Below are 24,836 nucleotides of genomic sequence, written 5' to 3'. Positions count from 1 at the left end.
GAAGGTCTCTTTTTCACACGGTTCAGGCCTTACAGGCTGGAAATCCGCGCGTGTTGCTCGGCCAGCTTGCCCAACGCCTGTTCCGCTTCAGCCAGTTTGGCGCGCTCCTTGTCGATTACTTCAGCCGGCGCCTTGTCGACGAACGCCGCGTTGGACAGCTTGCCGCCCACACGTTGCACTTCGCCTTGCAGGCGCAGGATCTCCTTGTCGAGACGGGCCAGTTCCGCGCCCTTGTCGATCAGGCCGGCCATCGGCACCAGCACTTCCATCTCGCCAACCAGTGCGGTGGCGGACAGCGGCGCGTCGGCGCCTTCGGCCAAAACGGTGATCGATTCCAGCTTCGCCAGCTTTTTGAGCAGGGCGTCGTTCTCGCTGAGGCGACGCTGGTCTTCAACGCTGGCGTTCTTCACGAACACCGCCAGTGGTTTGCCTGGCCCGATGTTCATCTCGGCGCGGATGTTGCGCGTGCCGAGCATCAAGGTCTTGAGCCATTCGATATCGCTTTCGGCGGCTTCATCGATGCGCGCTTCATTGGCCACTGGCCAAGGCTGCAGCATGATGGTCTTGCCTTCGATACCGGCCAGCGGCGCCAGGCGCTGCCAGATTTCTTCAGTGATGAACGGCATGAACGGGTGCGCCAGGCGCAGCGCCACTTCCAATACGCGCACCAGGGTGCGACGCGTGCCGCGCTGGCGTTCGACCGGCGCGTTTTCGTCCCACAGTACCGGCTTGGACAGCTCCAGGTACCAGTCGCAATATTGGTTCCAGATGAACTCGTACAAGGCCTGTGCGGCCAGGTCGAAACGGAACTGGTCGAGTTGGCGGGTCACTTCGGCTTCGGTGCGTTGCAGTTGCGAGATGATCCAGCGATCAGCCAGGCTCAGTTCAACGGCTTCGCCGTTCTGGCCGCAGTCTTCGCCTTTATCCAGCACGTAGCGCGCGGCGTTCCAGATTTTGTTGCAGAAGTTGCGATAGCCTTCGACGCGGCCCATGTCGAACTTGATGTCGCGACCGGTGGACGCCAGCGAGCAGAAGGTGAAGCGCAGGGCGTCGGTGCCGTAGCTGGCGATGCCGTCGGCGAATTCGTCGCGGGTCTGCTTCTCGATCTTCTTCGCCAGTTTCGGCTGCATCAGGCCCGAGGTGCGTTTCTGCACCAGGGTTTCCAGGTCAATGCCGTCGATGATGTCCAGCGGGTCCAGCACGTTGCCCTTGGACTTGGACATCTTCTGGCCCTGGCCGTCGCGCACCAGGCCGTGTACGTACACAGTCTTGAACGGTACCTGCGGCGTGCCGTCCTCGTTTTTCACCAAATGCATGGTGAGCATGATCATCCGGGCAACCCAGAAGAAAATGATGTCGAAGCCGGTGACCAGCACATCGGTGGAGTGGAATTTCTTGAGGAACTCGGTCTGCTGCGGCCAACCCAGGGTGGAGAACGTCCACAGGCCCGAACTGAACCAGGTGTCCAGCACGTCGTTGTCCTGTTGCAGCGCGATGTCCGCGCCGAGGTTGTGCTTGGCGCGCACTTCGGCTTCGTCGCGGCCCACATAGACCTTGCCCGACTCGTCGTACCACGCCGGAATGCGGTGGCCCCACCACAGTTGACGGCTGATGCACCAATCCTGGATGTCGCGCATCCACGAGAAGTACATGTTTTCGTACTGTTTAGGCACGAACTGGATGCGGCCATCTTCCACGGCGGCAATCGCAGGCTCGGCCAGCGGTTTGGTGGACACGTACCACTGGTCGGTCAGCCAAGGCTCGATCACGGTGCCGGAGCGGTCGCCCTTCGGCACTTTCAGCGCGTGGTCGTCGACGCTCACCAGCAAACCCACGGCGTCGAAGGCCGCGACGATCTGCTTGCGCGCTTCAAAACGGTCAAGGCCGGCGTATTCGGCCGGGATCTGGCCGTCGATGCTGTCGTTCAGCGTGCCGTCCAGGTTGAATACCTGGCAGGCCGGCAATACGGCGGCATTTTTGTCGAAGATGTTCAGCAGCGGCAGGTTGTGGCGCTTGCCGACTTCGTAGTCGTTGAAATCGTGGGCCGGGGTAATTTTCACGCAGCCGGTGCCGAATTCAGGGTCGCAGTAGTCGTCTGCGATGATCGGGATGCGGCGGCCAACCAGCGGCAGCTCGACAAACTTGCCGATCAGCGCCTGGTAGCGCTCGTCGTTCGGGTTAACCGCTACGGCGGCATCGCCGAGCATGGTTTCCGGACGGGTGGTGGCGACGATCAGGTAATCGTTGCCCTCGGCGGTCTTGGCGCCGTCGGCCAGTGGGTATTTAAGGTTCCACAGGAAGCCTTTCTCGTCGTGGTTTTCCACTTCGAGGTCGGAAATCGCCGTGTGCAACTTGGTATCCCAGTTGACCAGGCGCTTGCCGCGGTAGATCAGGCCGTCTTCATGCAGGCGCACGAAGGCTTCTTTCACGGCGTCCGACAGGCCGTCGTCCATGGTGAAGCGCTCGCGGCTCCAGTCGACGGACGAGCCCAGGCGACGGATCTGCCGACTGATATTGCCGCCCGACTGGTCTTTCCATTCCCAGACTTTTTCCAGGAATTTCTCGCGGCCCAGGTCGTGACGGTTCTGGCCGGTGGCTTCGAGTTGACGCTCCACCAGCATCTGCGTGGCGATACCGGCGTGGTCGGTACCCGGCTGCCACAGGGTGTCGCGACCCTGCATGCGGCGGAAACGGATCAACGCATCCATGATCGCATTGTTGAAGCCATGGCCCATGTGCAGGCTGCCAGTGACGTTCGGTGGCGGGATCATGATGGTGTAGGACTCGCCCGCACCTTGCGGAGCGAAATAGTTCTCGGACTCCCAGGTGTTGTACCAGGAAGTTTCAATTGCGTGCGGCTGGTAGGTCTTATCCATGCGCGGCGGGACCCTAGTTGGCATTTATTCAGGAAAGCCGGCAAGTATAACGGGGGATAGGGCGCAGGGCGAGGTTGAGCTGTGTGCGGGGCAAATGTGGGAGGGGGTTTGCTCCCGATAGCGCGGTGACAGTCAAAAATATTGAGACTGATGCACCCTCATCGGGGGCAAGCCCCTCCCACAGGGGATAGGTGTGTGGCTTAAGATTGGTACTGGCTAAGCAACCGTTCCATCCGCGCATCCATCCGGCGTTTGATCTCGGTTTCGATATGCGGGGCAAAGTCGTCGATCACGTCTTGCATGATCAATTGCGCGGCGGCGCGCAGTTCGTTGTCCAGGTGCAGCAGCAAGGCGTCGGGTGCCTTATCGGCAGGCGCGGCGGCAGGCGCGGCTTCCACGACGACGGGGGCCTCGACGCTCGGTGCCGGCGCGGCGGGCTTGCCGCCCACCATGTCGAACAACAGCGGAATCTGTACCTCGCCATCGACCGGTTCGGTCAGCAGCGGCGGTTGTAAGTCGTCATCACCCAGCAACTTGCGGATCGACTCGAGATCGTCCAGCAGGTGGTCATCTTTTTTTACGGGGTTGGAAGTGTCCATCGTGTGCTCAAAGTCGTTGTAGCCGGTGATCTTGCAAAGGATAGCCCTGTTCGCGGTAGAAACGGAAACTCTCCCGCGCGGCCTGACGAATAGCCGGATCCTCCACCACCACTTCCGCCACGCGGGCGAACGCCTTGGCAAAGGGCGGTACTTTCAGGTCCAGGTTGACCAGCAGGTCGTGGTGAGCGCCGCAACCGTCGCCCAAACCCAGTACAACCAGGCCTTCGGGTTCCGATTCGGCGGGGCCGTGGGGCACGAAGCTCTCGCCCTTGAAGCGCCACAGGCGGGCGTCGAGTTCATCGCGTTGGGCGCCATCGCTGCAATGCAGGTAGATGCGGTGGCCCATGCGCCAGGCTTTTTCGGTGAGCTTGCAGGCAAAGTCCAGGCGCGCGAGCGGGTCGGCGCTGGGCAATATATAGAAGTCGACTTGGGTCATTGCGGTTCCTGAGACCGGAGCGGTGTGTTGGCCGCCCCGGCATCTTCAGTTTCAGGCTTTGGCGCGATCCAGCAGGTACTGGGTCAGCAGGGGAACCGGACGACCGGTGGCGCCCTTGTCCTTGCCGCCGCTGGTCCAGGCGGTGCCGGCGATGTCCAGGTGCGCCCAGTTGAAGTTCTTGGCAAAGCGCGACAGGAAGCAGGCCGCCGTGATGGTGCCGGCTTTCGGGCCGCCGATGTTGGCGATGTCGGCGAACGGGCTGTCCAGTTGCTCCTGGTACTCATCGAACAGCGGCAGTTGCCAGGCGCGGTCATCGGCGGCCTTGCCGGCACTGAGCAGTTGCTCGATCAGCTCGTCGTTGTTGCCCAGCAGCCCCGAGGTGTGGGAGCCCAGGGCAACGATGCATGCGCCGGTCAGGGTGGCGATGTCGATCACCGCCTGCGGCTTGAAACGCTCGGCGTAGGTCAGCGCATCGCACAGCACCAGGCGGCCTTCGGCGTCGGTGTTGAGGATCTCGACGGTCTGGCCGCTCAGGGTGGTGACGATGTCGCCTGGGCGAGCCGCGCCGCCGCTCGGCATGTTCTCGGCACAGGCCAGGATGCACACCAGGTTGATCGGCAGCTTGAGTTCCAGTACGGCTCGCAGGGTGCCGAACACGCTGGCGGCACCGCCCATGTCGTATTTCATCTCGTCCATGCCCGCGCCCGGCTTGAGGCTGATGCCGCCGGTGTCGAAGGTAATGCCTTTGCCCACCAGGGCGTAAGGCTTCTCGGACTTCTTGCCGCCGTTGTATTGCATCACGATCAGGCGTGGCGGCTGGTCGCTGCCCTGGCCCACGGCGTAGAACGAGCCCATGCCCAGTTCCTTGATCTTTTTCTCGTCCAGGACTTCAACTTTCAGGCCCTTGAACTCTTTACCCAGTGCCTTGGCCTGTTCGCCCAGAAAGGTGGGGTGGCAGATGTTCGGCGGCAGGTTGCCCAGGTCGCGGGTGAACGACATGCCGTTGGCAATGGCGGTAGCGTGGGTCACGGCGCGCTGGACTTCAGCCTGGGCGGCCTTGATGGTCAGCAGGGTGATTTTCTTCAGGGCGCGGGGTTCGGCTTTCTGGCTCTTGAACTGGTCGAAGGTATAACCGCCGTCTACTAGTGACTCGGCCAGCAGGCGGGTCTTGCCGTAGCTGTCGCGGCCTTTGACCACGATTTCATCGAGTGCCAGCGTGGCATCGCCGCCGCCCAGGCCCTTGAGGGTGTTGAGGATGCCGCTGACGATCTTGCGGAATGGGCGGTCGCCCAGTTCTTCGTCCTTGCCCACGCCCACCAGCAATACGCGGTCGGCCTTGAGGTTGGGCAGGCTTTGCAGCAGCAGGCTCTGGCCGACTTTGCCGGCCAGGTCGCCGCGCTTGAGCACCGCGCTGATGGCGCCGCCGCTGAGTTCGTCGAGTTGCTTGGCGGCCACGCCGAGCTTGCGACCTTCGCCGATGGCGACCACGAGGGTGGCGGTTTTCAACGTTTCGGGGCTAACGCTTTTTACAACCAATTCCATTTTCGGGTCCCTTATATAAGGTCTGGGAGCCTGGCGTATGTACCCAGGCTTTAAAGCGTGGCGGCTGAGTCAATCACCCGCGACAAAGGCCGCAGTTTGAACCTCGCAAGCAAAGCCTGACAACCCTTGGCGCATGCTTTGTACCTACGCATGAGGTTGCGCAGTGACAGGCGCGATCAATCACAGGATAATGCGCCATCTTTTTAGCCGGCCCTTGTAAATGGGCTGACTCGGTATGCTTGCTTGTTTGGCCGCCTTAGCCTGACAACCCTGGAGTGTCTGGTTTGATCGTCTTCCGTTATCTGTCCCGCGAAGTCCTATTGACCCTGAGTGCCGTGAGCGCGGTATTGCTGGTCATCATCATGAGTGGGCGTTTCGTCAAATACCTGGCCCAGGCCGCTTCCGGCGCCCTGGACCCGGGCTCGCTGTTCCTGATCATGGGCTTTCGCCTGCCGGGGTTCCTGCAGCTGATTTTGCCGCTGGGCCTGTTCCTCGGGATCCTGCTGGCGTATGGCCGCCTGTACCTCGAAAGCGAAATGACCGTGCTCTCGGCCACCGGCATGAGCCAACAGCGCCTGCTGGGCATGACCATGATCCCGGCCGCCGGCGTCGCGTTGATCGTGGCCTGGCTGAGCCTGAGCCTGGCCCCCCAGGGCGCGATGCAATTTCAGTTGGTATTGAACAAGCAGGATGCGATGACTGAGTTCGACACCCTCGAGCCGGGCCGCTTCCAGGCACTCAATGACGGCACTCGGGTGACCTACACCGAAACCCTCACCGAAGACCGCGCCAACCTGGGCGGGGTGTTCATCTCTGAGAAACGCCTGGGCCAGGACAAGAAGGACCGCGGCATTTCGGTGCTGGTGGCCGACTCGGGCCGCCAGGAAGTGCGCCCGGACGGCAGTCGCTACCTGATCCTGGAAAACGGTTACCGCTATGACGGCAGCCCCGGCCAGGCCGATTACCGCGCCATCAAGTACGACACCTATGGCGTATTGCTCGCCCGCCCGGATGTCAGCAGTGAAGTCACCGACCGCGATGCGATCCCCACGCAAGACCTGTTGGGCAGCAAGGAACTGCGCTCCATCGCCGAGCTGCAATGGCGTATTTCCCTGCCGCTGCTGGTGTTTATCGTGACCCTGATGGCCGTACCGCTGTCGCGCGTCAACCCGCGCCAGGGTCGCTTCCTCAAACTGTTGCCGGCGATCCTGCTGTATATGGCTTACCTCACCATCCTGATCTCCGCCCGTGGCTCCCTGGAAAAAGGCAAGCTGTCGCCAACCCTGGGCTTGTGGTGGGTGCACGGGATCTTCCTGGTGATCGGCCTGGGGCTGCTCTACTGGGAACCTATCCGTTTGAAAATGATGAGCCGTCGCGGCCAGAAGGAGTTGGCTCGTGGTTAAGCTCGACCGCTACATTGGTAGCAGCGTCCTGATCGCCATCCTGGCGGTTCTGGGCATCATCCTGGGCCTGGCCTCGCTGTTCGCCTTCATTGATGAGGTGGGCAACGTCAGCGACACCTACACCGTGTGGGATGTGATGAGCTACGTGGCGCTCACCGCGCCGCGTCGCCTGTACGACATGATGCCGATGGCGGCGTTGATCGGCTGTCTGATCGGCCTGGGCAGCCTGGCCAGCAACAGCGAACTGACCATCATGCGTGCCGCCGGGGTGTCCGTCGGCCGTATCGTCTGGGCGGTGATGAAGCCCATGCTGCTGCTGATGCTGTGCAGCGTGCTGATCGGTGAATATGTCGCGCCGCCGGCTGAAAGCACCGCCCAGGCCAACCGTGCCCTGGCCCAGGGTTCAGGCGATGCGCAAAGTGCCAAGCATGGCCTGTGGCACCGCCAGGGTGACGAGTTCATCCATATCAACGCCGTGCAACCGGGCGGCCTGTTGATCGGCGTCACGCGCTATACCTTCGACAAAGAGCGCCACATGCTGTCGTCCAGCTTCGCCAAACGTGCGCAGTACGGCGACGAAAAATGGCAGCTGAGCGACATCACCACCACCTACTTCCGCAATGTCGGCCAAGGCACCAAGGCCAGCACCGAAGTGATCAATTCGCCCAGCGAAGAATGGGACATCGCGCTCAAGCCCGAATTGCTCAATACCGTGGTGATGATCCCCGAAAGCCTGCCGATCTCCGGGTTGTGGGGCTATATCCACTACTTGAAGGATCAGGGGCTCAATAACGGCCGCTACTGGCTGGCGTTCTGGGTCAAGGTGTTGCAGCCGGTGGTCACCGCCGCGCTGGTGCTGATGGCCATCTCGTTCATCTTCGGTCCGTTGCGTTCCGTGACCCTCGGCCAGCGCGTATTTACCGGCGTGTTGGTGGGTTTCACCTTCCGCATCGCCCAGGACCTGCTTGGCCCATCGAGCCTGGTGTTCGGTTTCTCGCCGCTGTTTGCGGTGCTGGTGCCCACCGCCATCTGCGCCCTTGCCGGGTTCTGGCTGTTGCGCCGGGCCGGTTGATAGCGCGCTTATGAACAAAAAATGCCCCGGTCGAGAGATCGGGGCATTTTTGTTCTGGTCAGCAAAGATGACGTCTGGCCTGAGCATCAGGTACAATTCCCGGCTATTTTTCAGCGGGCAATCTGCCTGCAGCCTTTTTGAGTGTTGATCCGTGAGTGATTTGAGTCATATCCGCAATTTCTCCATCATCGCCCACATTGACCATGGTAAGTCGACGCTGGCCGATCGATTCATCCAGATGTGCGGCGGCCTTGCCGAGCGTGAAATGGAAGCCCAGGTGCTGGATTCCATGGACCTCGAACGCGAGCGCGGGATCACCATCAAGGCCCACAGCGTTACCCTGTACTACACCGCCCGAGACGGCATCAAGTATCAGCTGAACTTCATTGACACCCCTGGCCACGTCGACTTCACCTATGAAGTCAGCCGCTCCCTGGCGGCCTGCGAAGGTGCGCTGCTGGTGGTGGACGCGGGGCAGGGCGTTGAAGCCCAGTCCGTGGCCAACTGCTATACCGCGATCGAGCAAGGCCTGGAAGTCATGCCGGTACTGAACAAGATCGACCTGCCACAGGCCGATCCGGACCGGGTAAAAGAAGAAATCGAAAAAATCATCGGGATTGATGCCACCGACGCCGTCGAGTGCAGCGCCAAGACCGGCCTGGGCGTCGACGAAGTGCTCGAGCGCCTGGTCAAGACCATCCCCGCACCCACCGGCAATATCGAAGATCCGCTGCAGGCGTTGATCATCGACTCCTGGTTCGACAACTACCTGGGCGTCGTTTCCCTGGTACGCGTGCGCCATGGCCGTGTGAAGAAGGGCGACAAGATCCTGGTCAAGTCCACCGGCAAGATCCACCTGGTGGACAGCGTCGGTGTATTCAACCCGAAACACACCGCCACCGTTGACCTGAAAGCCGGTGAAGTCGGCTTCATCATCGCCGGCATCAAGGACATCCACGGTGCCCCGGTGGGTGACACCCTGACCTTGAGCTCCACCCCGGACGTCGACGTGCTGCCAGGCTTCAAGCGTATCCAGCCGCAAGTCTATGCCGGCCTGTTCCCGGTCAGCTCGGACGATTTCGAAGACTTCCGCGAAGCCCTGCAAAAGCTCACCCTCAACGATTCGTCGTTGCAGTACACCCCGGAAAGCTCCGATGCCCTGGGCTTTGGCTTCCGTTGCGGGTTCCTCGGCATGCTGCACATGGAGATCATCCAGGAGCGCCTCGAGCGCGAATACGACCTGGACCTGATCACCACCGCGCCAACCGTTATTTTCGAGTTGTTGCTGAAAAACGGTGAAACGATTTACGTCGACAACCCGTCCAAGCTTCCAGACCTGTCCTCCATTGAAGACATGCGCGAGCCGATCGTGCGGGCCAATATTCTTGTGCCGCAGGAACACCTGGGCAACGTCATTACCCTGTGTATCGAAAAGCGTGGCGTGCAGCACGACATGCTGTTCCTCGGTACCCAGGTGCAAGTGACCTACGATTTGCCGATGAACGAAGTGGTCCTGGACTTCTTCGACCGTCTCAAATCCACCAGTCGCGGCTATGCTTCGCTGGATTACCATTTCGACCGGTACCAATCGGCCAATCTGGTAAAGCTGGACGTATTGATCAACGGCGACAAGGTCGATGCACTGGCACTGATCGTGCACAAGGACAACGCGCACTACAAAGGGCGCCAGTTGACCGAAAAGATGAAAGAACTGATTCCGCGCCAGATGTTCGACGTTGCGATCCAGGCCGCCATTGGCGGGCAGATCATCGCGCGGACCTCCGTCAAGGCTCTCAGAAAGAACGTACTGGCCAAATGCTACGGCGGTGACGTAAGCCGTAAGCGCAAGCTGCTTGAGAAGCAAAAGGCCGGTAAAAAACGCATGAAGCAAGTGGGCAACGTGGAAATTCCACAAGAAGCCTTCCTTGCGGTGCTCAGGTTGGATAGTTAGGTCCTATGTCACTAAATTTCCCGCTGTTGCTGGTCATCGCCGTTGCCGTTTGCGGCCTCCTGGCGTTGCTCGATCTGGTGTTCTTCGCCCCGCGTCGGCGCTCGGCTATCGCGTCCTATCAGGGCAGCGTCAGCCAGCCCGATGCGGTGGTGGTCGAGAAGCTGAACAAAGAGCCTTTGCTGGTTGAATACGGCAAGTCGTTCTTCCCGGTGTTGTTCATCGTGCTGGTGCTGCGTTCGTTCCTGGTGGAGCCGTTTCAGATCCCTTCGGGGTCGATGAAGCCTACCCTGGACGTGGGCGACTTCATCCTGGTGAACAAGTTTTCCTACGGGATTCGCCTGCCGGTGATCGACAAGAAGGTCATCGAAGTCGGCGACCCGCAGCGCGGTGATGTGATGGTGTTCCGCTACCCGAGCGATCCCAACGTCAACTACATCAAGCGTGTCGTGGGCCTGCCGGGCGACGTGATTCGCTACACCAGCGACAAGCGCCTGTTTATCAACGGTGAGTCGGTGGCCGAAAAACTGCTCGGTTCCGAACCGAACAGCCTGGGCAGCGCCGAGCTGTATCAGGAGAAACTCGGTGCGGTAGAGCATGAAATCCGCAAGGAAATGACCCGCTACCGCGCCATGCCTGATGGCCAATGGAAAGTGCCGGCCGGGCACTATTTCATGATGGGCGACAACCGTGACAACTCCAATGACAGCCGCTACTGGGATGACCCCACTATTCCCAAAGAGCTGCTGGGCATGGTTCCCGACCAGAATATCGTCGGCAAGGCCTTCGCGGTCTGGATGAGCTGGCCGGAACCCAAGCTGAGTCACCTGCCTAACTTCTCGCGGGTCGGGCTGATCAAGTAATACAAGCGGCGCTGTGAACACAGCGCCGAGTGCTTTTCTGGGGTTGGGACAAATCTGGCCTGCCCCGTGCGACACCAATCAGGATTTGAATTTGAATACTGCGTCAATCGTCGATGGCCGCCGGTGCCACGAACTCGATATGCATCAACCAGGTATGGCTAAACAGTGACCGTTTCTCTCAGTCGTCTCGAGCGCCAGCTCGGTTACACCTTCAAGGATCAGGAATTGATGATCCTTGCCCTCACACACCGCAGCTTTGCAGGGCGCAACAACGAGCGCCTGGAATTCCTCGGTGATGCCATCCTCAATTTTGTCGCCGGTGAAGCGCTGTTCGAGCGCTTCCCGCAAGCCCGTGAAGGCCAGTTGTCGCGCCTTCGTGCCCGCCTGGTCAAAGGCGAGACCCTGGCCGTGCTGGCCCGTGGTTTCGGCCTGGGCGAATACCTGCGCCTGGGGTCCGGTGAATTGAAGAGCGGTGGTTTCCGCCGCGAATCGATCCTGGCCGATGCCCTCGAGGCGCTGATCGGTGCGATCTACCTGGATGCAGGCATGGAAGCGGCCAAGGAGCGCGTCACCGCGTGGCTGACCTCCGAGATCGAAAGCCTCACCCTGGTCGACACCAACAAAGACCCCAAGACCCGCCTGCAGGAATTTTTGCAGTCGCGCGGGTGCGAACTGCCACGCTACGAAGTGGTGGATATCCAAGGTGAGCCGCATTGCCGCGTGTTCTTCGTGGAATGTGAAATCACCTTACTGAATGAAAAAAGCCGAGGTCAGGGTGTGAGCCGTCGTATTGCCGAACAGGTAGCGGCCGCTGCAGCACTGATTGCCCTGGGCGTGGAGAATGGCCATGACTGATTCAACCGCAACACGCTGTGGCTACGTTGCCATTGTTGGCCGCCCGAACGTGGGCAAGTCCACGCTGCTGAACCACATCCTCGGCCAAAAGCTCGCGATCACCTCGCGCAAGCCGCAGACCACCCGCCACAACATGCTGGGCATCAAGACCGAAGGCAGCGTGCAGGCCGTGTATGTCGACACCCCGGGCATGCACAAGGGCGGCGAAAAAGCCCTCAACCGCTACATGAACAAAACCGCGTCGGCCGCGTTGAAAGACGTCGACGTGGTGATCTTCGTGGTCGACCGCACCAAGTGGACCGACGAAGACCAGATGGTCCTGGAGCGTGTGCAGTACGTGACCGGCCCGTTGATCGTCGCGCTGAACAAGACCGACCGCATCGAAGACAAAGCCGAGCTGATGCCACACCTGAGCTGGCTGCAGGAACAGCTGCCGAACGCGCAGATCATCCCGATCTCGGCGCAGCATGGCCACAACCTGGATGCCCTGGAGCGCGTGATCGCCCAGCACCTGCCGGAGAACGAGCACTTCTTCCCGGAAGACCAGATCACCGACCGCAGCAGCCGCTTCCTTGCCGCCGAACTGGTGCGCGAGAAAATCATGCGCCAGATGGGCGCCGAGCTGCCGTACCAGATCACCGTCGAAATCGAAGAGTTCAAGCAACAGGGCAAGACCCTGCATATCCATGCGCTGATCCTCGTCGAACGCGACGGCCAGAAGAAAATCATCATTGGCGACAAGGGTGAGCGCATCAAGCGCATCGGCACCGAGGCGCGCAAGGACATGGAATTGCTGTTCGATTCCAAGATCATGCTCAACCTGTGGGTGAAGGTGAAAGGTGGCTGGTCCGATGACGAGCGTGCGCTGCGCTCCCTGGGCTATGGCGACCTGTAAGGACACCGCAGGGCAAAAAATGTGGGAGGGGGCTTGCCCCCGATAGCGGTGGGTCAGTTAATAGATAAGTGACTGAACCACCGCCATCGGGGGCAAGCCCCCTCCCACATTAGGTTTGTATTGTTTTCAAGATAGAGAACCCATGTCCCAATCCCCACCCCCCAGCCAACTCGCCTACGTCCTGCACAGCCGCGCCTACCGCGAGACGAGCGCCCTGGTGGACTTCCTCACGCCCCAGGGCCGCCTGCGCGCAGTGTTGCGCAGCGCGCGGGGCAAGGCGGGCACGCAGGCACGGCCCTTCGTGGCGTTGGACGTGGAGTTTCGTGGCAAGGGCGAGCTGAAAAACGTCGGCCGGCTGGAAAGCGTCGGCACCTCCGCCTGGCTCAATGGCGATGCGCTGTTCAGCGGTCTCTACCTCAATGAACTGCTGATCCGCCTGCTGCCCGCCGAAGACCCGCATCCGGCGGTCTTCGATCATTACGCCGCCACCCTGTTGGCCCTGGCCGAAGGTCGCCCGTTGGAACCACTGCTGCGCGCATTCGAATGGCGCCTGCTGGATGACCTGGGCTACGGCTTCGAACTGAACAACGACCTGCATGGCGACCCCATCGCCGCCGACGGCATGTACCGTCTGCAAGTGGACGCGGGCCTGGAGCGCGTGTACCTGCTTCAGCCGGGCCTGTTCCAGGGCACCGAATTGCTCGCCATGAGCGAAGCGGACTGGTCGGCCCCTGGCGCGTTGTCGGCCGCCAAGCGCTTGATGCGCCAGGCCCTGGCTGTGCATTTGGGCGGACGGCCGCTGGTCAGCCGCGAGTTGTTTCGAAAGCCCTGACAACCCCGTGTATGCTGTGCAGCGTTTCTTTCCCCTTTCAGGAGCGCTTCCGTGACCACCAGCAATCGCATTCTTCTCGGCGTCAACATCGACCACGTCGCTACCCTGCGCCAGGCTCGGGGCACTCGTTACCCTGACCCGGTCAAGGCCGCGCTGGATGCCGAAGAAGCAGGCGCCGACGGCATCACGGTGCACCTGCGCGAAGACCGCCGCCACATTCAGGAGCGCGACGTGCTGCTGCTCAAGGACGTGCTGCAAACCCGCATGAACTTCGAAATGGGTGTCACCGAAGAAATGATGGCCTTCGCCGAGCGCATTCGTCCGGCGCATATCTGCCTGGTCCCGGAAACCCGCCAGGAACTCACCACCGAAGGCGGTCTGGATGTGGCCGGCCAGGAAGCGCGGATCAAGGCTGCCGTGGAGCGGCTGTCGAAGCTCGGCAGTGAAGTGTCGCTGTTCATCGACGCCGACGAGCGCCAGATCGAAGCCTCGCGCCGGGTCGGCGCGCCGGCCATCGAACTGCACACCGGCCGTTACGCGGATGCCACCACGCCCACTGAAGTGGCCGATGAGCTGCAACGCATCATCGACGGTGTGAACTGCGGGCTTGGCGAAGGCCTGATCGTCAACGCCGGCCATGGCCTGCATTACCACAACGTGGAAGCGGTGGCCGCGATCAAGGGCATCAACGAACTGAACATCGGCCATGCGCTGGTGGCCCATGCACTGTTCGTCGGCTTCAAAGGCGCGGTTGCCGAGATGAAAGCCCTGATTCTGGCGGCCGCCAAGGGCTGATCGGGCCACTGCGGCAATGCGAAGCCTTACTGTTTAGCCGATGCAGGTGTATCGTATCTGCCCTTTGCAGGCCACTGGCCTGCGGCTGATACGTGAGGTTGTTGTGTCCCGATCCTTTTCCCGTCGACAAATCCTGGGTGGCCTTGCGGGCCTGGCCGTAGTCGGTGCCGGCGCTGGCGGCGCCTACCGCTACTGGCTGGGAAAAGTCGCCGACGCCGAGGCGGGGCACGACTACGAGCTGATTGCCGCACCGTTGGACGTGGAACTGGTGCCGGGCCACAAGACCCCCGCCTGGGCCTTCGGCCCGTCGGCACCGGGCACCGAGTTGCGTGTGCGCCAGGGCGAATGGCTGCGGGTGCGTTTCATCAACCACCTGCCGGTCGCCACCACCATCCACTGGCACGGTATCCGTCTGCCGCTGGAAATGGACGGCGTGCCCTACGTCTCGCAACTGCCGGTGCTGCCCGGTGAGTACTTCGACTACAAATTCCGGGTGCCCGACGCCGGCAGCTATTGGTATCACCCCCATGTGAACAGCAGCGAAGAACTCGGCCGTGGCCTGGTCGGCCCGCTGATCGTGGAAGAGCGCGAACCCACCGGCTTCAAGTACGAACGCACCCTCAGCCTGAAAAGCTGGCACGTGGACGAGGAAGGCGCCTTCGTGGCCTTCAGCATTCCCCGTGAGGCGGCGCGCGGCGGCACGGCCGGCCGGCTGTCGACCATCAATGGTGTGTCCCAGGCGGTGATCGATTTGCCGGCCGGGCAGATCACGCGCGTACGCCTGCTCAACCTCGACAACACCCTGACCTATCGCCTCAACATTCCGGACGTTGAAGCGCAGATCTACGCATTGGATGGCAACCCCATCGAACCGCGCCCCCTCGGCAAAGAATACTGGCTGGGCCCCGGCATGCGTATCTGCCTGGCGATCAAGGCGCCGCCGGCGGGTGAAGAGTTGTCGATCCGTAACGGCCCGGTGCGCCTGGGAACCTTCCGCTCGGTGGCCAACACCGACGCGCCCACCCAGTGGCCGCCTGCATTGCCGGCCAACCCCGTGGCCGAACCGGACCTGGCCAATGCCGAGAAACTCAACTTCAATTTCGAATGGGTCGGCTCGGTGTCGGTGGACAACGGCAAGCCGCCCAGTTTGTGGCAGATCAACGGCCAGGCCTGGGACATCACCGACAAGACCTGTGCCGATCGCCCGATTGCCAAACTGGAAAAGGGCAAGAGCTACATTTTTGAATTGAAGAACATGACCCAGTACCAGCACCCGATCCACCTGCACGGCATGAGCTTCAAGGTGATCGCCTCGAACCGCCACAAGGTGATCCCGTATTTCACCGACACCTACCTGCTGGGCAAGAACGAGCGCGCTCGGGTGGCGTTGGTGGCGGATAACCCGGGTGTGTGGATGTTCCACTGCCACGTGATCGACCATATGGAAACCGGCCTGATGGCCGCCATCGAGGTGGCGTGATGCGCCAGATCCGCCCCGCCGCGATCATCGACCGCAGCCGCGACCAGCACTTCATGCGCCAAGCGCTGGCCCTCGCCGCCCAAGGCGCCGCGCTGGGCGAAGTGCCGGTGGGCGCGGTGCTGGTGCAGGACGGTGAAATCATCGGCCGCGGCTTCAACTGCCCGATCAGCGGCAACGACCCCAGCGCCCATGCCGAAATGGTCGCCATCCGCGCCGCCGCGCAAGCCATCAGCAACTATCGCCTGGTGGGCAGCACGCTGTATGTGACGCTGGAACCGTGCAGCATGTGCGCGGGTTTGATCGTACATTCGCGCGTGGCGCGGGTGGTGTTCGGTGCGCTGGAGCCCAAGGCGGGTATCGTGCAGAGCCAGGGGCAATTTTTTACCCAGGGGTTTCTCAACCATAAGGTTCTGTATGAAGGCGGCGTATTGGCCGAGGAGTGCGGGACGGTCCTGAGCGAATTCTTCAAAGCCCGAAGAGCAAAAACACCACTGTCTAAAGAACACTGAGGGCCCCCTCCCACATTGGGATCTCTATTGGATCTATACCGGTTTATTTCCTGGCGATAATCACCGCCCGCATCGGCGCCGGCAGCCCTTCAATCGTTTTGCTGTGATCGTCCGGGTCGAGGAAATCACTCAGCGACTGATACTTCATCCACTCCGTGCCCCGCTGTTCCTCCACCGTGGTCACGCTCACATCCACGCAGCGCACATCGCTGAAACCGGCGCGGCGCAGCCAGAGCATCAGCGCCGGCACCGATGGCAGGAACCACACATTACGCATCTGCGCATAGCGGTCTTCCGGCACCAGCACCTGTTGCTGATCACCTTCAACCACCAGGGTTTCCAACACCAACTCGCCGCCCTTGACCAGGGTGTCCTTGAGCGCCAGCAGATGCTCGATCGGCGAGCGGCGGTGATAAAACACACCCATGGAAAACACCGTATCGAAGCCCTCCAGGTTTGCCGGCAAGTCTTCGAACGGGAACGGCAGGTGCCAGGCCTTGGGCTCTGACAGGTAACGCTGCACGGCCTGGAACTGGCAGAAGAACAGCCAGTTGGGGTCCACGCCAATCACGCTGTCGGCGCCGGCGCCGAGCATGCGCCACATGTAGTAACCGTTGCCGCAGCCCACATCGAGGATGCGCTTGCCCTTGAGGTTCAGGTGCGGCGCCACGCGGGACCACTTCCAGTCCGAGCGCCATTCGGTGTCCACATGCACCCCGAACAGGTGGAACGGGCCTTTGCGCCATGGGCTCAACCCCATCAACGCGCTGTGCATTTGCGTGCGGGTGGCGTCGTCGCAGTCGGTGTCCAGGGTCAGGCCATTGAGCAAGTCGACGTCGCTGGGCTGAACCTTGGGCAGTGCATCCAGCGCACTTTGCCAGCGCTCCAGGTCGCCATGACCTTTCTCCATCTTGCTGTCGAGTTGCGCTTGCAGGCCCTGGGCCCAAACGGCCAGGGGAGTGCCGACCAGATGGCGGGCGAGGGGGGACAAATCAATCATGGCAAGGCAATCAACGAGGCAAAGTTAAGACACTGGAACCACGGCACGACTTTCGAAAACCCGGCCGCCAGCAGGCGTTCGCGATGTTCTTCGAGGCTGTCGGGCTTCATGACGTTTTCGATGGCGCTGCGCTTCTGGGCGATTTCCAATTCGCTGTAGCCGTTGGCGCGTTTGAACGCGATATGCAGGTCGGTGAGCAGCGCATGTTCTTCAACATCGTTGAAGCGCAGCTTTTCCGAGAGGATCAACGCACCGCCCGGCAGCAGCGCCTGGCGGATACGCCCAAGCAGCGCCAGGCGCTCGGCCGGGGCGATGAATTGCAGGGTGAAATTCAGCGCCACCACCGAGGCCGGCTGGAACTGCAGCGCGAGGATATCGCCCTCGACCACCTCCACCGGCAGCAGCTCCTGGAACATCGAGTCCTGGCCGTTAAGGTATTGACGGCAACGCTCGACCATCGCTGCCGAGTTATCCACAGCGATCACCCGGCAGCCGTCGGTACGTACATGCCGGCGCAACGCCTGGGTCACCGCGCCAAGGGAGGAACCGAGGTCGTAGAGCACACTGTGGGGCTGGGCAAACTGCGCGGCGAGTACGCCAAGGTTTTCGACGATCGTCGGGTAACCCGGCACCGAGCGTTTGATCATGTCCGGGAACACCCGCACCACGTCCTCGTTAAAGGCGAAGTCCGGCACCTGGGGCAGGGGCTGGGCGAATAGGCGATCGGGTTCTTTGCTCACGGTTGTTCCGGCGACGAAGGGGGAAAGGCCGGCATTTTAGCCAAGTTGGCCGGTGCGTGCATGGTTGATCGGACCGTTAGTCAGTCGTGTGAGCTACCTGTCAACTCTGACAGTAGACGCCCTGACATTAGGCGACCTAGCTTAACGAGTCGGTGAATCGCACCGTTAAATCGCCAGAGGGTATGGACATGAGTCTTACAATTGCTTCTACCGATTCCGAGTTGGATGCGCAAATCAAAGCCATCCTCAAAGACGAGCGTGTTTCGCCAGTGGAGTTCATTGAGTTCAGAAAACGTTCCGATGATGACGTTGCTAAGAACAAGCGTCTGGCCTTAAACGATAACTTGCGCATTATTTCCAACGCAGCCGACATCCTGGCGGATGCGATAAAGCTGTTGACGCTGGAAGCCAGACGCCTTGATCTGGGCGTGCGAGACAACACGGACCCGGCAAAAAACGCCGAAAAAGACGCCGAAAAAGCGCTGTTGAAGAAGGCCATCGAAGCCCAGTTGGCCTATACCGTGGTCAGCTACAAATCCACCTTGGAGCGATTGTAGGCTTCGTCCTTGGCGTGTCGCTGGCTGAACGCAGATGCAGTGATACCCCACTGGCCCAGCCAGTACGTGGCGATCAGCAAATACGGCGCCGCATCGAACGCCACCACAAAGCGATTGATGCCAATCAGTGTGTCGGAAAGCACAAACGACACCGCGCCCGCTGCCGCCAGCAGTGCCGAGCGTTGCGGCACCTGGCTGCCGAGGCGGGCGAGGGCGCGCCAGAGCATGGCGCTGATCACCAGGGCGTAAACCACCACGGGAATCAGCAAGTCGCCCAGGCCATGGGCGATCAGGATGCTCAACAGGATCGCGCCCACGCTCAGCGCCAGTACCAACGGCAGCAGGGCCAAACGTCGGCAATCGCTGAAATAGGCTTTGAGGTACGCCAGGTGCGCACACAGAAACGCGCCAAGGCCGAAGATAAACAGGTCGCCCGGCCAGGCGAGCAACACATCGCCCACCAGGGAAAAAATCAGCCCAAGGCTGATCCAGCGTCGATAGTCGGTGGGCGGTGCATCATGCAACCAGCCCAGCAGCGCCAGCACCGGCAAGGGTTTGACCAGCAGGCAGAGCAGCGTGGCATGGGTGGTCAGGCCGTAGACAAACGTGGCGGCGCCCATCAACGCCAGAATCAGCCAGGGCATATCAGTTCACCGTAATGGCGCAGTCGAAGGTCTCGACCGGTTCGGCCTCCGGTTCCCAGGGTTGTTGAGAGGTCAGGCGCAAACGGCCCTGGCCGGCGGCGAAGGCCTGGAAGCGCCAAGTCGACTGGCCACCGCCACCGATCACCCCCGATTCCGTGCTGCTGTAGACCTCGGGGCTCAGCGCGCGCAGCACGCCGCCGGCGGAATCCTGGATGGCCCAGCGGTAGCCGGTGGTGGGGTTGCTTGGCAGCGTCAGGATCAGGGTTTGCCCGTTTTTAAGCTGGAGCGGGCAGGCGCTCTGGTTTTCCACGGTGACGTGTTGCTTCGGCGCGCTGGCGCATGCGGCCAGCAGGGCAAGGCTCAAGGGGAGAAGCAGGCGGGCAGCGGTCATGAGGGCTCCGTTTAGACACGACGAAGGGCGAGCATAACCGAAGATGGGGCAAGGTGTGACAGGCGGGTGGGGTGTTGGCGGGGTGGGCTTCATCGGGGGCAAGCCCCCTCCCACATTTTGATGTGTGAACACATTCAAAAGTGGGAGGGGGCTTGCTCCCGATGCGGCCTTCACAGACGCTGCAGATTTATCAGAAAAGCACCTTCGCCACATCCGCAAAGCGCTTGGCAAAGTGCACGGTCATGCCTTCCTTCAGGTAGTCCGGCAACTCTTCAAAGCTGCCGCGATTGGGCTCCGGCAAAATCAGCTCATGGATCTTCTGGCGCCGCGCCGCAATCACCTTTTCACGCACACCGCCAATCGGCAGCACGTGCCCGGTCAATGTCAGTTCGCCGGTCATGGCCACGCCTTTTTTCGGCGGCTGGTTGCGCGCCAACGACAACAGCGCACTGGCCATGGTCACGCCGGCGCTCGGGCCGTCCTTCGGTGTGGCGCCTTCCGGCACGTGCAAGTGCACGAACGCTTCGTCGAAGAACTTCGGATCACCGCCAAACGACTTCAGGTTTGAGCTGATGTAGCTGTAGGCGATTTCGGCGGACTCTTTCATCACTTCACCCAACTGCCCGGTGAGCTTGAAGCCACGGTTGAGCGTGTGGATGCGAGTGGCTTCGATCGGCAATGTCGCGCCGCCCATGCTGGTCCAGGCCAAACCTGTGATCACGCCGGTGCCCGACAGTACCTGCTCGTTGCGAAACACCGGCATTCCCAGGGAGCTTTCCAGATCCTTGTTGCCGATCTTGATCACCGCGTCCGGCTCATCCAGCAGCTTGACTACCGCTTTGCGCACCAGTTTGCCCAACTGTTTTTCCAACTGACGCACCCCGGCTTCGCGGGCGTAGCCGTCGATCAATGCGCGCAGGGCGCCGTCGCTGATGGTCAGGCTGTTTTTCGCCACGCCGGCTTTTTCCAGCTGCTTGGGCCACAGGTGGCGTTTGGCGATGGCGACTTTTTCTTCGGTGATATAGCCCGACAGGCGAATCACTTCCATACGGTCGAGCAACGGGCCGGGGATCGAATCCAGGGTGTTGGCGGTGCACACGAACAGCACTTTGGACAGGTCCAGGCGCAGGTCCAGGTAGTGGTCTAGAAATTCGACGTTCTGCTCCGGGTCCAGGGTTTCCAGCAGCGCGGAGGCCGGGTCGCCCTGGAAGCTCTGGCCCATCTTGTCGATCTCGTCGAGCATGATCACCGGGTTCATCACTTCCACATCTTTAAGCGCCTGCACCAGCTTGCCCGGCAGGGCGCCGATGTAGGTGCGGCGATGGCCCTTGATCTCGGCCTCGTCGCGCATGCCGCCGACGCTGAAGCGGTAGAACGGTCGGCCCAGGGACTCGGCGATGGACTTGCCCACGCTGGTCTTGCCCACGCCCGGCGGGCCAACGAGCAGCACGATGGAACCGGCGACTTCGCCTTTATAGGCTCCCACCGCGAGGAATTCGAGGATACGGCTCTTGATGTCGTCCAGGCCGGCATGGTGTTTATCCAACACCTTGCGCGCATGTTTGAGGTCGAGTTTGTCCTCGCCATAGACGCCCCACGGCACTGCGGTGGCCCAGTCGAGGTAGTTGCGGGTGACCGCGTATTCCGGCGAGCCGGTTTCCAGGATCGACAGTTTATTGAGTTCTTCATCAATACGTTTTTGCGCCTGGGCCGGCAGCACCTTGCCTTGCAGCCGTTGCTCGAACTGTTCGACATCCGCACTGCGGTCGTCCTTGGTCAAGCCCAGCTCTTGCTGGATGACCTTGAGCTGTTCCTTGAGGAAAAACTCGCGCTGGTGCTCACCGATCTTGCGGTTCACCTCGGCGGAAAGTTCTTTTTGCAGGCGTGCGACCTCTACCTCTTTGCGCAGCATCGGCAGCACTTTCTCCATGCGTTTGAGCATGGGCACGCAGTCCAGCACTTCCTGCAATTCGTTACCGGTGGCCGAGGTCAGCGCGGCGGCAAAGTCGGTCAGCGGCGACGGGTCGTTGGGGCTGAAGCGATTGAGGTAGTTTTTCAGCTCTTCGCTGTACAGCGGGTTGAGCGGCAGCAGCTCCTTGATCGCGTTGATCAGCGCCATGCCGTAGGCCTTGACCTCATCGGTCGGCTCGGAGGGCTGGTGCGGGTATTCGACTTCCACCAGGTACGGTGGGCGGTGGTGCTTGAGCCAGGTCTTGATGCGCACCCGCGTCAGGCCCTGCGCAACGAATTGCAGCTTGCCGTTCTCACGGCTGGCGTGGTGCACCTTCACCAGCGTGCCGTACAGCGGCAGGCTGGAGGTGTCGAAGTGGCGCGGATCTTCCGGCGGCGTGTCCATGAAAAACAGCGCGAGGGAATGGTGGTCGGATTTGCTCACCAGCTCCAGGGTCTCGGCCCACGGGTCTTCATTGACGATCACCGGCAACACTTGCGCCGGGAAGAACGGCCGGTTGTGGATCGGGATGATGTAGACCTTGTCCGGCAGGTTTTGCCCAGGCAGGGCCAGGCCCGTATTGGACGAAGGGGATTCAGCGTTTTCGGGGTCGGCGTAGTCGTTGAGGTCGTAATCGGGGAATTCTTGCTGGTCGCTCATGGGGCACCTGCATCAGGAAGTATGGTGCTTAGATGGGGCAGGGCAATGGTGGTTTCAATGGGGGCGGTGACATAGCAACAATTTGCATGAAATTTCGCATGTGACTCGGTCAATGTGGGAGGGGGCTTGCTCAGCTGATTTTATGCAGGTAGGCGGGCAGCGGTTGTTCAGGAAGTACGGAAAGCACCTTCAACCGCTGCAACATCCGCTGGCTGGCCCGTTGCAAATGCTCGCGCAAATTCAACGCCGCCGCATCAAACGCGCCATGCAGCAACAACTCCAGAATCAAGCGATGTTCAGCCAACATCGCCGGATCAGCGCCGATCCCCAGCAAACGGTAGAAAATCCGGCTGATGATCATCGGGCTCTGGCCCTGGCGAATCAGCGCGGCGATCTTGCGGTTCTGCAGCCCGGCCAGGCAGCGCTGGTGCAGGTCCTCTTCGATCTGCTCGATGGCTTCCAGGCTGCATTGCGGGCTGTCCTGGGCGTCGAGCACGCGTTGCAACATGGCTTGGAGCAGGTCGCGGTCCAGGTCCGGTGCGCTTTGGCGCAGGGCTTCGGGCTCCAGGCAGGCGCGCAGTTCGTAGTCTTCGGTGACTTCCCTGGCAGTCAGCGGGCCGGCCAGCCATTGGGAGTAGGGCTCCTTTTCGACCAGGCCACGGTCGCGCAGGCGCATCAGCGCTTCACGCACCACTGCGCGGCTGACGCCGTAATGGGCGGCGGCGGCTTGCTCATCCAGGCGGTAATGGCCGAAAGCGATGCAGGTGGACAGCGCCGCGCCAATCTCCTCAACGATGCGCTCGCCCAGCGGCCGCGTGTCCACCAGTTCACCCTCATCGTTCAGGCCCAACTGCCCATGGCTCAGCGGCAGGCGCAGCGGCTCCATGGCCAGGCCGTCGGGGTTGATCAGGTAACCGCGCCCGTTGAAACGGCAGATCAGGCCTTCGGCGTGCAGCAGGTCCAGCGCCTTGCGCACCGGCACGCGGCTGGTGCCGAACAGCTCGGCCAGCGGGGCTTCCAGCAACACCAGCCCATGGCGCGCCGTGCCGTTGACGATCGCATCACGCAGCACTTGGTGAATCATCGCGTAACGGGAGGCCGAGGCGGACACTGCTTTCATCGCGTTCTCTGAGAATTCTGGGGCATGTAGGGCGGTGGCCGGGGATTCTCTCATAGATGCGCCTGTCACTCTGCGCCACGGTGATGGCACTTTTTTGGGGCCTTGAAGCCGAGAATGTTACTTTTCTGCACCAAAATGTACTTATTAATAAAAGATACATTATTCCATTGAAGGCCTATCGGTCCGCCCCGGCCGTATTTTTTTCGGTCAGCCTACGTATCTAGCCGGCACGTCCAGGCTAAAAAACCGATAAGACCAAAACACCTGCCTGAAGACTGGCACGGAATCTGCCTTTGTAAAATGTACATTTTATTAATATGTACGTTTTATGAGGTGCAGCCCAATGTCAGACGCCACGTCAATGGCCGAGGATTTTGCCAGCGGTCGCAGCGACCCGGTGCAAGCCCTCGAACACGCGATCGACCAAGCGGGACGCTACGCCGGCGTGTTCATCAGCCTGACCCTCGAGCGCGCGCGCCGTGAAGCCGAAGCCGCCGCCGCACGCTGGCGTGCTGGCCAGCCGTTGAGTGTGTTCGATGGCGTGCCCCTGGCCTGGAAAGACCTGTTCGATGTAGCCGGCAGCGTCACCACCGCCGGCGCCGCTTACCGTCGCAACGCGCCCGCCGCCTTGCTCGATGCACCCAGCGTGGGCCTGTTGTGCCGTGCCGGGATGGTCAGCGTCGGCAAGACCAACCTCAGCGAGCTGGCCTATTCGGGCCTCGGCCTCAACCCGCATTTCGGTACGCCGCGCAACCCGCGTGGGGTCGACCAACCGCGCATTCCCGGCGGTTCGTCATCCGGTTCGGCGGTGGCCGTTGCGGCCAATATCGTGCCGATCGCGATGGGTAGCGATACCGCCGGCTCCATCCGTATTCCGGCGGCGCTCAATGGCCTGGTCGGTTACCGCAGCAGCAGCCGACGCTACAGCCGTGACGGCGTGTTCCCGCTGGCGCGCACCCTCGATAGCCTCGGCCCACTGACCCGCAGTGTGCGCGATGCACTGGCCATCGATGATCTGTTGCATGGCCGCACCCAAACCCACCGCGCGCGCCCGCTCAAAGGCCAGCGCTTTGTGTTGGCGCAACAGGATGTCGAACCGGCCGTGCGCAATAACCTGCTGCGCGCCGTGGAACAACTCAAGGCCCAGGGCGCGCTGATCGAAGAACGCGAATGCCCGACGTTCCAGGCCACCCTGGCCCTGATCAAGCACCACGGCTGGCTCGGCGCCTTCGAGGCCTTCGCCCTGCACGAAACCTTGCTGGACAGCCACGATGCCGAGCAGCTCGACCCCCGCGTACGCCGTCGCCTCGAAGCGGCGCGGTCGCTGCCCGCCAGCCAACTCATGCACTTGATCGACGCCCGCCAACGCCTGCAACAGCAACTGATCGATGACCTGGATGGCGCCGTCCTCATCACGCCAACCGTCGCCCATGTCGCGCCGGCCCTGGCACCGCTGGAAGCCGACGACGCGCTGTTCGTCAGCACCAACCTCGCCACCCTGCGCCTGACCATGCCCGGCAGTCTGCTCGACATGCCCGGCGTGAACCTGCCCAGTGGCCACGATGCCCTGGGCTTGCCCACCGGGCTGCTGCTCAGCGCCCCGACGGGAGAAGACGCGCGCCTGTTGCGCGCGGCCCTGTCCGTCGAATCCGTACTTAACGTTTAAGG

The 24,836-nt window shown here is 61.5% G+C and carries 22 protein-coding genes; 12 read left to right on the top strand and 10 right to left on the bottom strand.

What is annotated here, in order from left to right:
• Nucleotides 1-29: 29 nt before the first annotated feature.
• The 4 genes from AB4N98_RS07405 to AB4N98_RS07390 all read right to left on the bottom strand — a co-directional run bounded on the left by AB4N98_RS07405 (nucleotide 30) and on the right by AB4N98_RS07390 (nucleotide 5,453).
• Nucleotides 30-2,876 carry a valine--tRNA ligase gene (locus AB4N98_RS07405; RefSeq protein ID WP_017526261.1) on the bottom strand — a complete coding sequence of 949 codons (2,847 nt, stop codon included), beginning with the start codon at nucleotides 2,874-2,876 and terminating at the stop codon, nucleotides 30-32.
• Nucleotides 2,877-3,076: 200 nt separating this feature from the next.
• A complete protein-coding gene (locus tag AB4N98_RS07400; protein ID WP_017526262.1) occupies nucleotides 3,077-3,475 on the bottom strand; it encodes a hypothetical protein in 399 nt (132 codons plus the stop codon).
• Between the two features lie 7 nt (nucleotides 3,476-3,482).
• A complete protein-coding gene (locus AB4N98_RS07395; protein ID WP_065877238.1) occupies nucleotides 3,483-3,911 on the bottom strand; it encodes a DNA polymerase III subunit chi in 429 nt (142 codons plus the stop codon).
• Between the two features lie 51 nt (nucleotides 3,912-3,962).
• On the bottom strand, nucleotides 3,963-5,453 hold the full coding sequence (locus AB4N98_RS07390) for a leucyl aminopeptidase (protein ID WP_017526264.1): 1,491 nt from the start codon (nucleotides 5,451-5,453) through the stop codon (nucleotides 3,963-3,965).
• 284 nt (nucleotides 5,454-5,737) lie between these two features.
• Between AB4N98_RS07390 and lptF the strand changes: the two genes are divergently transcribed.
• The 10 genes from lptF (at nucleotide 5,738) to tadA (ending at nucleotide 16,105) form a co-directional block, all read left to right on the top strand.
• A complete protein-coding gene (gene lptF / locus AB4N98_RS07385) occupies nucleotides 5,738-6,856 on the top strand; it encodes an LPS export ABC transporter permease LptF (protein ID WP_017526265.1) in 1,119 nt (372 codons plus the stop codon).
• The gene (lptG, locus tag AB4N98_RS07380; RefSeq protein ID WP_017526266.1) at nucleotides 6,849-7,928 is read left to right on the top strand and encodes an LPS export ABC transporter permease LptG; all 1,080 of its coding nucleotides are present in this window, start codon (nucleotides 6,849-6,851) and stop codon (nucleotides 7,926-7,928) included. Before lptF ends, lptG begins: the two co-directional genes overlap by 8 nt.
• A 151-nt stretch (nucleotides 7,929-8,079) precedes the next feature.
• Nucleotides 8,080-9,879 (top strand): translation elongation factor 4, encoded by a 1,800-nt coding sequence (lepA, locus tag AB4N98_RS07375; RefSeq protein WP_017526267.1) that lies wholly within the window; start codon nucleotides 8,080-8,082, stop codon nucleotides 9,877-9,879.
• 5 nt (nucleotides 9,880-9,884) lie between these two features.
• On the top strand, nucleotides 9,885-10,739 hold the full coding sequence (gene lepB / locus AB4N98_RS07370; RefSeq protein WP_017526268.1) for a signal peptidase I: 855 nt from the start codon (nucleotides 9,885-9,887) through the stop codon (nucleotides 10,737-10,739).
• Nucleotides 10,740-10,904: 165 nt separating this feature from the next.
• Nucleotides 10,905-11,594 (top strand): ribonuclease III, encoded by a 690-nt coding sequence (gene rnc / locus AB4N98_RS07365; RefSeq protein WP_017526269.1) that lies wholly within the window; start codon nucleotides 10,905-10,907, stop codon nucleotides 11,592-11,594.
• Nucleotides 11,587-12,489 carry a GTPase Era gene (era, locus tag AB4N98_RS07360; RefSeq protein WP_017526270.1) on the top strand — a complete coding sequence of 301 codons (903 nt, stop codon included), beginning with the start codon at nucleotides 11,587-11,589 and terminating at the stop codon, nucleotides 12,487-12,489. The genes rnc and era overlap by 8 nt, the downstream gene beginning before the upstream one ends.
• A 142-nt stretch (nucleotides 12,490-12,631) precedes the next feature.
• Nucleotides 12,632-13,321: a DNA repair protein RecO gene (recO, locus tag AB4N98_RS07355; protein ID WP_065877237.1), complete on the top strand. Its 690-nt coding sequence runs from the start codon at nucleotides 12,632-12,634 to the stop codon at nucleotides 13,319-13,321.
• A 51-nt stretch (nucleotides 13,322-13,372) separates the two neighbouring features.
• Nucleotides 13,373-14,116, top strand: a complete 744-nt coding sequence (gene pdxJ, locus AB4N98_RS07350; RefSeq protein WP_065877236.1) for a pyridoxine 5'-phosphate synthase — start codon at nucleotides 13,373-13,375, stop codon at nucleotides 14,114-14,116.
• 103 nt (nucleotides 14,117-14,219) lie between these two features.
• The gene (locus AB4N98_RS07345) at nucleotides 14,220-15,596 is read left to right on the top strand and encodes a multicopper oxidase family protein (RefSeq protein ID WP_135196394.1); all 1,377 of its coding nucleotides are present in this window, start codon (nucleotides 14,220-14,222) and stop codon (nucleotides 15,594-15,596) included.
• A complete protein-coding gene (tadA, locus tag AB4N98_RS07340) occupies nucleotides 15,596-16,105 on the top strand; it encodes a tRNA adenosine(34) deaminase TadA (protein ID WP_065877234.1) in 510 nt (169 codons plus the stop codon). Before AB4N98_RS07345 ends, tadA begins: the two co-directional genes overlap by 1 nt.
• 43 nt (nucleotides 16,106-16,148) lie before the next feature.
• On the opposite strand, the gene cmoB is transcribed toward tadA, so the two are convergent.
• Together cmoB and cmoA are read right to left on the bottom strand one after the other, a co-directional pair.
• The gene (gene cmoB / locus AB4N98_RS07335) at nucleotides 16,149-17,105 is read right to left on the bottom strand and encodes a tRNA 5-methoxyuridine(34)/uridine 5-oxyacetic acid(34) synthase CmoB (protein WP_068937547.1); all 957 of its coding nucleotides are present in this window, start codon (nucleotides 17,103-17,105) and stop codon (nucleotides 16,149-16,151) included.
• Nucleotides 17,102-17,845, bottom strand: a complete 744-nt coding sequence (gene cmoA, locus AB4N98_RS07330) for a carboxy-S-adenosyl-L-methionine synthase CmoA (protein WP_017526276.1) — start codon at nucleotides 17,843-17,845, stop codon at nucleotides 17,102-17,104. The genes cmoB and cmoA overlap by 4 nt, the downstream gene beginning before the upstream one ends.
• Nucleotides 17,846-18,033: 188 nt before the next feature.
• Between cmoA and AB4N98_RS07325 the strand changes: the two genes are divergently transcribed.
• A complete protein-coding gene (locus AB4N98_RS07325) occupies nucleotides 18,034-18,402 on the top strand; it encodes a hypothetical protein (RefSeq protein ID WP_032883346.1) in 369 nt (122 codons plus the stop codon).
• Here the strand turns inward: AB4N98_RS07325 and AB4N98_RS07320 are convergent.
• The 4 genes from AB4N98_RS07320 to AB4N98_RS07305 all read right to left on the bottom strand — a co-directional run bounded on the left by AB4N98_RS07320 (nucleotide 18,375) and on the right by AB4N98_RS07305 (nucleotide 23,168).
• Nucleotides 18,375-19,046: a lysoplasmalogenase gene (locus tag AB4N98_RS07320; RefSeq protein ID WP_460149344.1), complete on the bottom strand. Its 672-nt coding sequence runs from the start codon at nucleotides 19,044-19,046 to the stop codon at nucleotides 18,375-18,377. The two genes, AB4N98_RS07325 and AB4N98_RS07320, sit on opposite strands and share 28 nt — an antisense overlap.
• A gap of 1 nt (nucleotide 19,047) precedes the next feature.
• Nucleotides 19,048-19,437, bottom strand: a complete 390-nt coding sequence (locus AB4N98_RS07315; RefSeq protein WP_017526279.1) for a protease inhibitor I42 family protein — start codon at nucleotides 19,435-19,437, stop codon at nucleotides 19,048-19,050.
• Nucleotides 19,438-19,627: 190 nt separating this feature from the next.
• Complete coding sequence (gene lon, locus AB4N98_RS07310; RefSeq protein WP_017526280.1) at nucleotides 19,628-22,048, bottom strand: endopeptidase La; 2,421 nt, start codon at nucleotides 22,046-22,048, stop codon at nucleotides 19,628-19,630.
• Nucleotides 22,049-22,178: 130 nt separating this feature from the next.
• Entirely contained in the window at nucleotides 22,179-23,168 is a 990-nt protein-coding gene (locus AB4N98_RS07305) for a GntR family transcriptional regulator (protein ID WP_017526281.1), read from the bottom strand.
• 343 nt (nucleotides 23,169-23,511) lie between these two features.
• Here AB4N98_RS07305 and AB4N98_RS07300 point away from each other — a divergent pair, with 343 nt between their 5' ends.
• Nucleotides 23,512-24,834, top strand: a complete 1,323-nt coding sequence (locus AB4N98_RS07300; RefSeq protein ID WP_460149343.1) for an amidase — start codon at nucleotides 23,512-23,514, stop codon at nucleotides 24,832-24,834.
• Nucleotides 24,835-24,836 lie beyond the last annotated feature (2 nt).

The organism is Pseudomonas sp. S3_E10, from assembly GCF_054667615.1.
The sequence above is the reverse complement of the archived record's forward strand: the minus strand, read 5'-3'. Positions and strand labels throughout refer to the sequence as shown.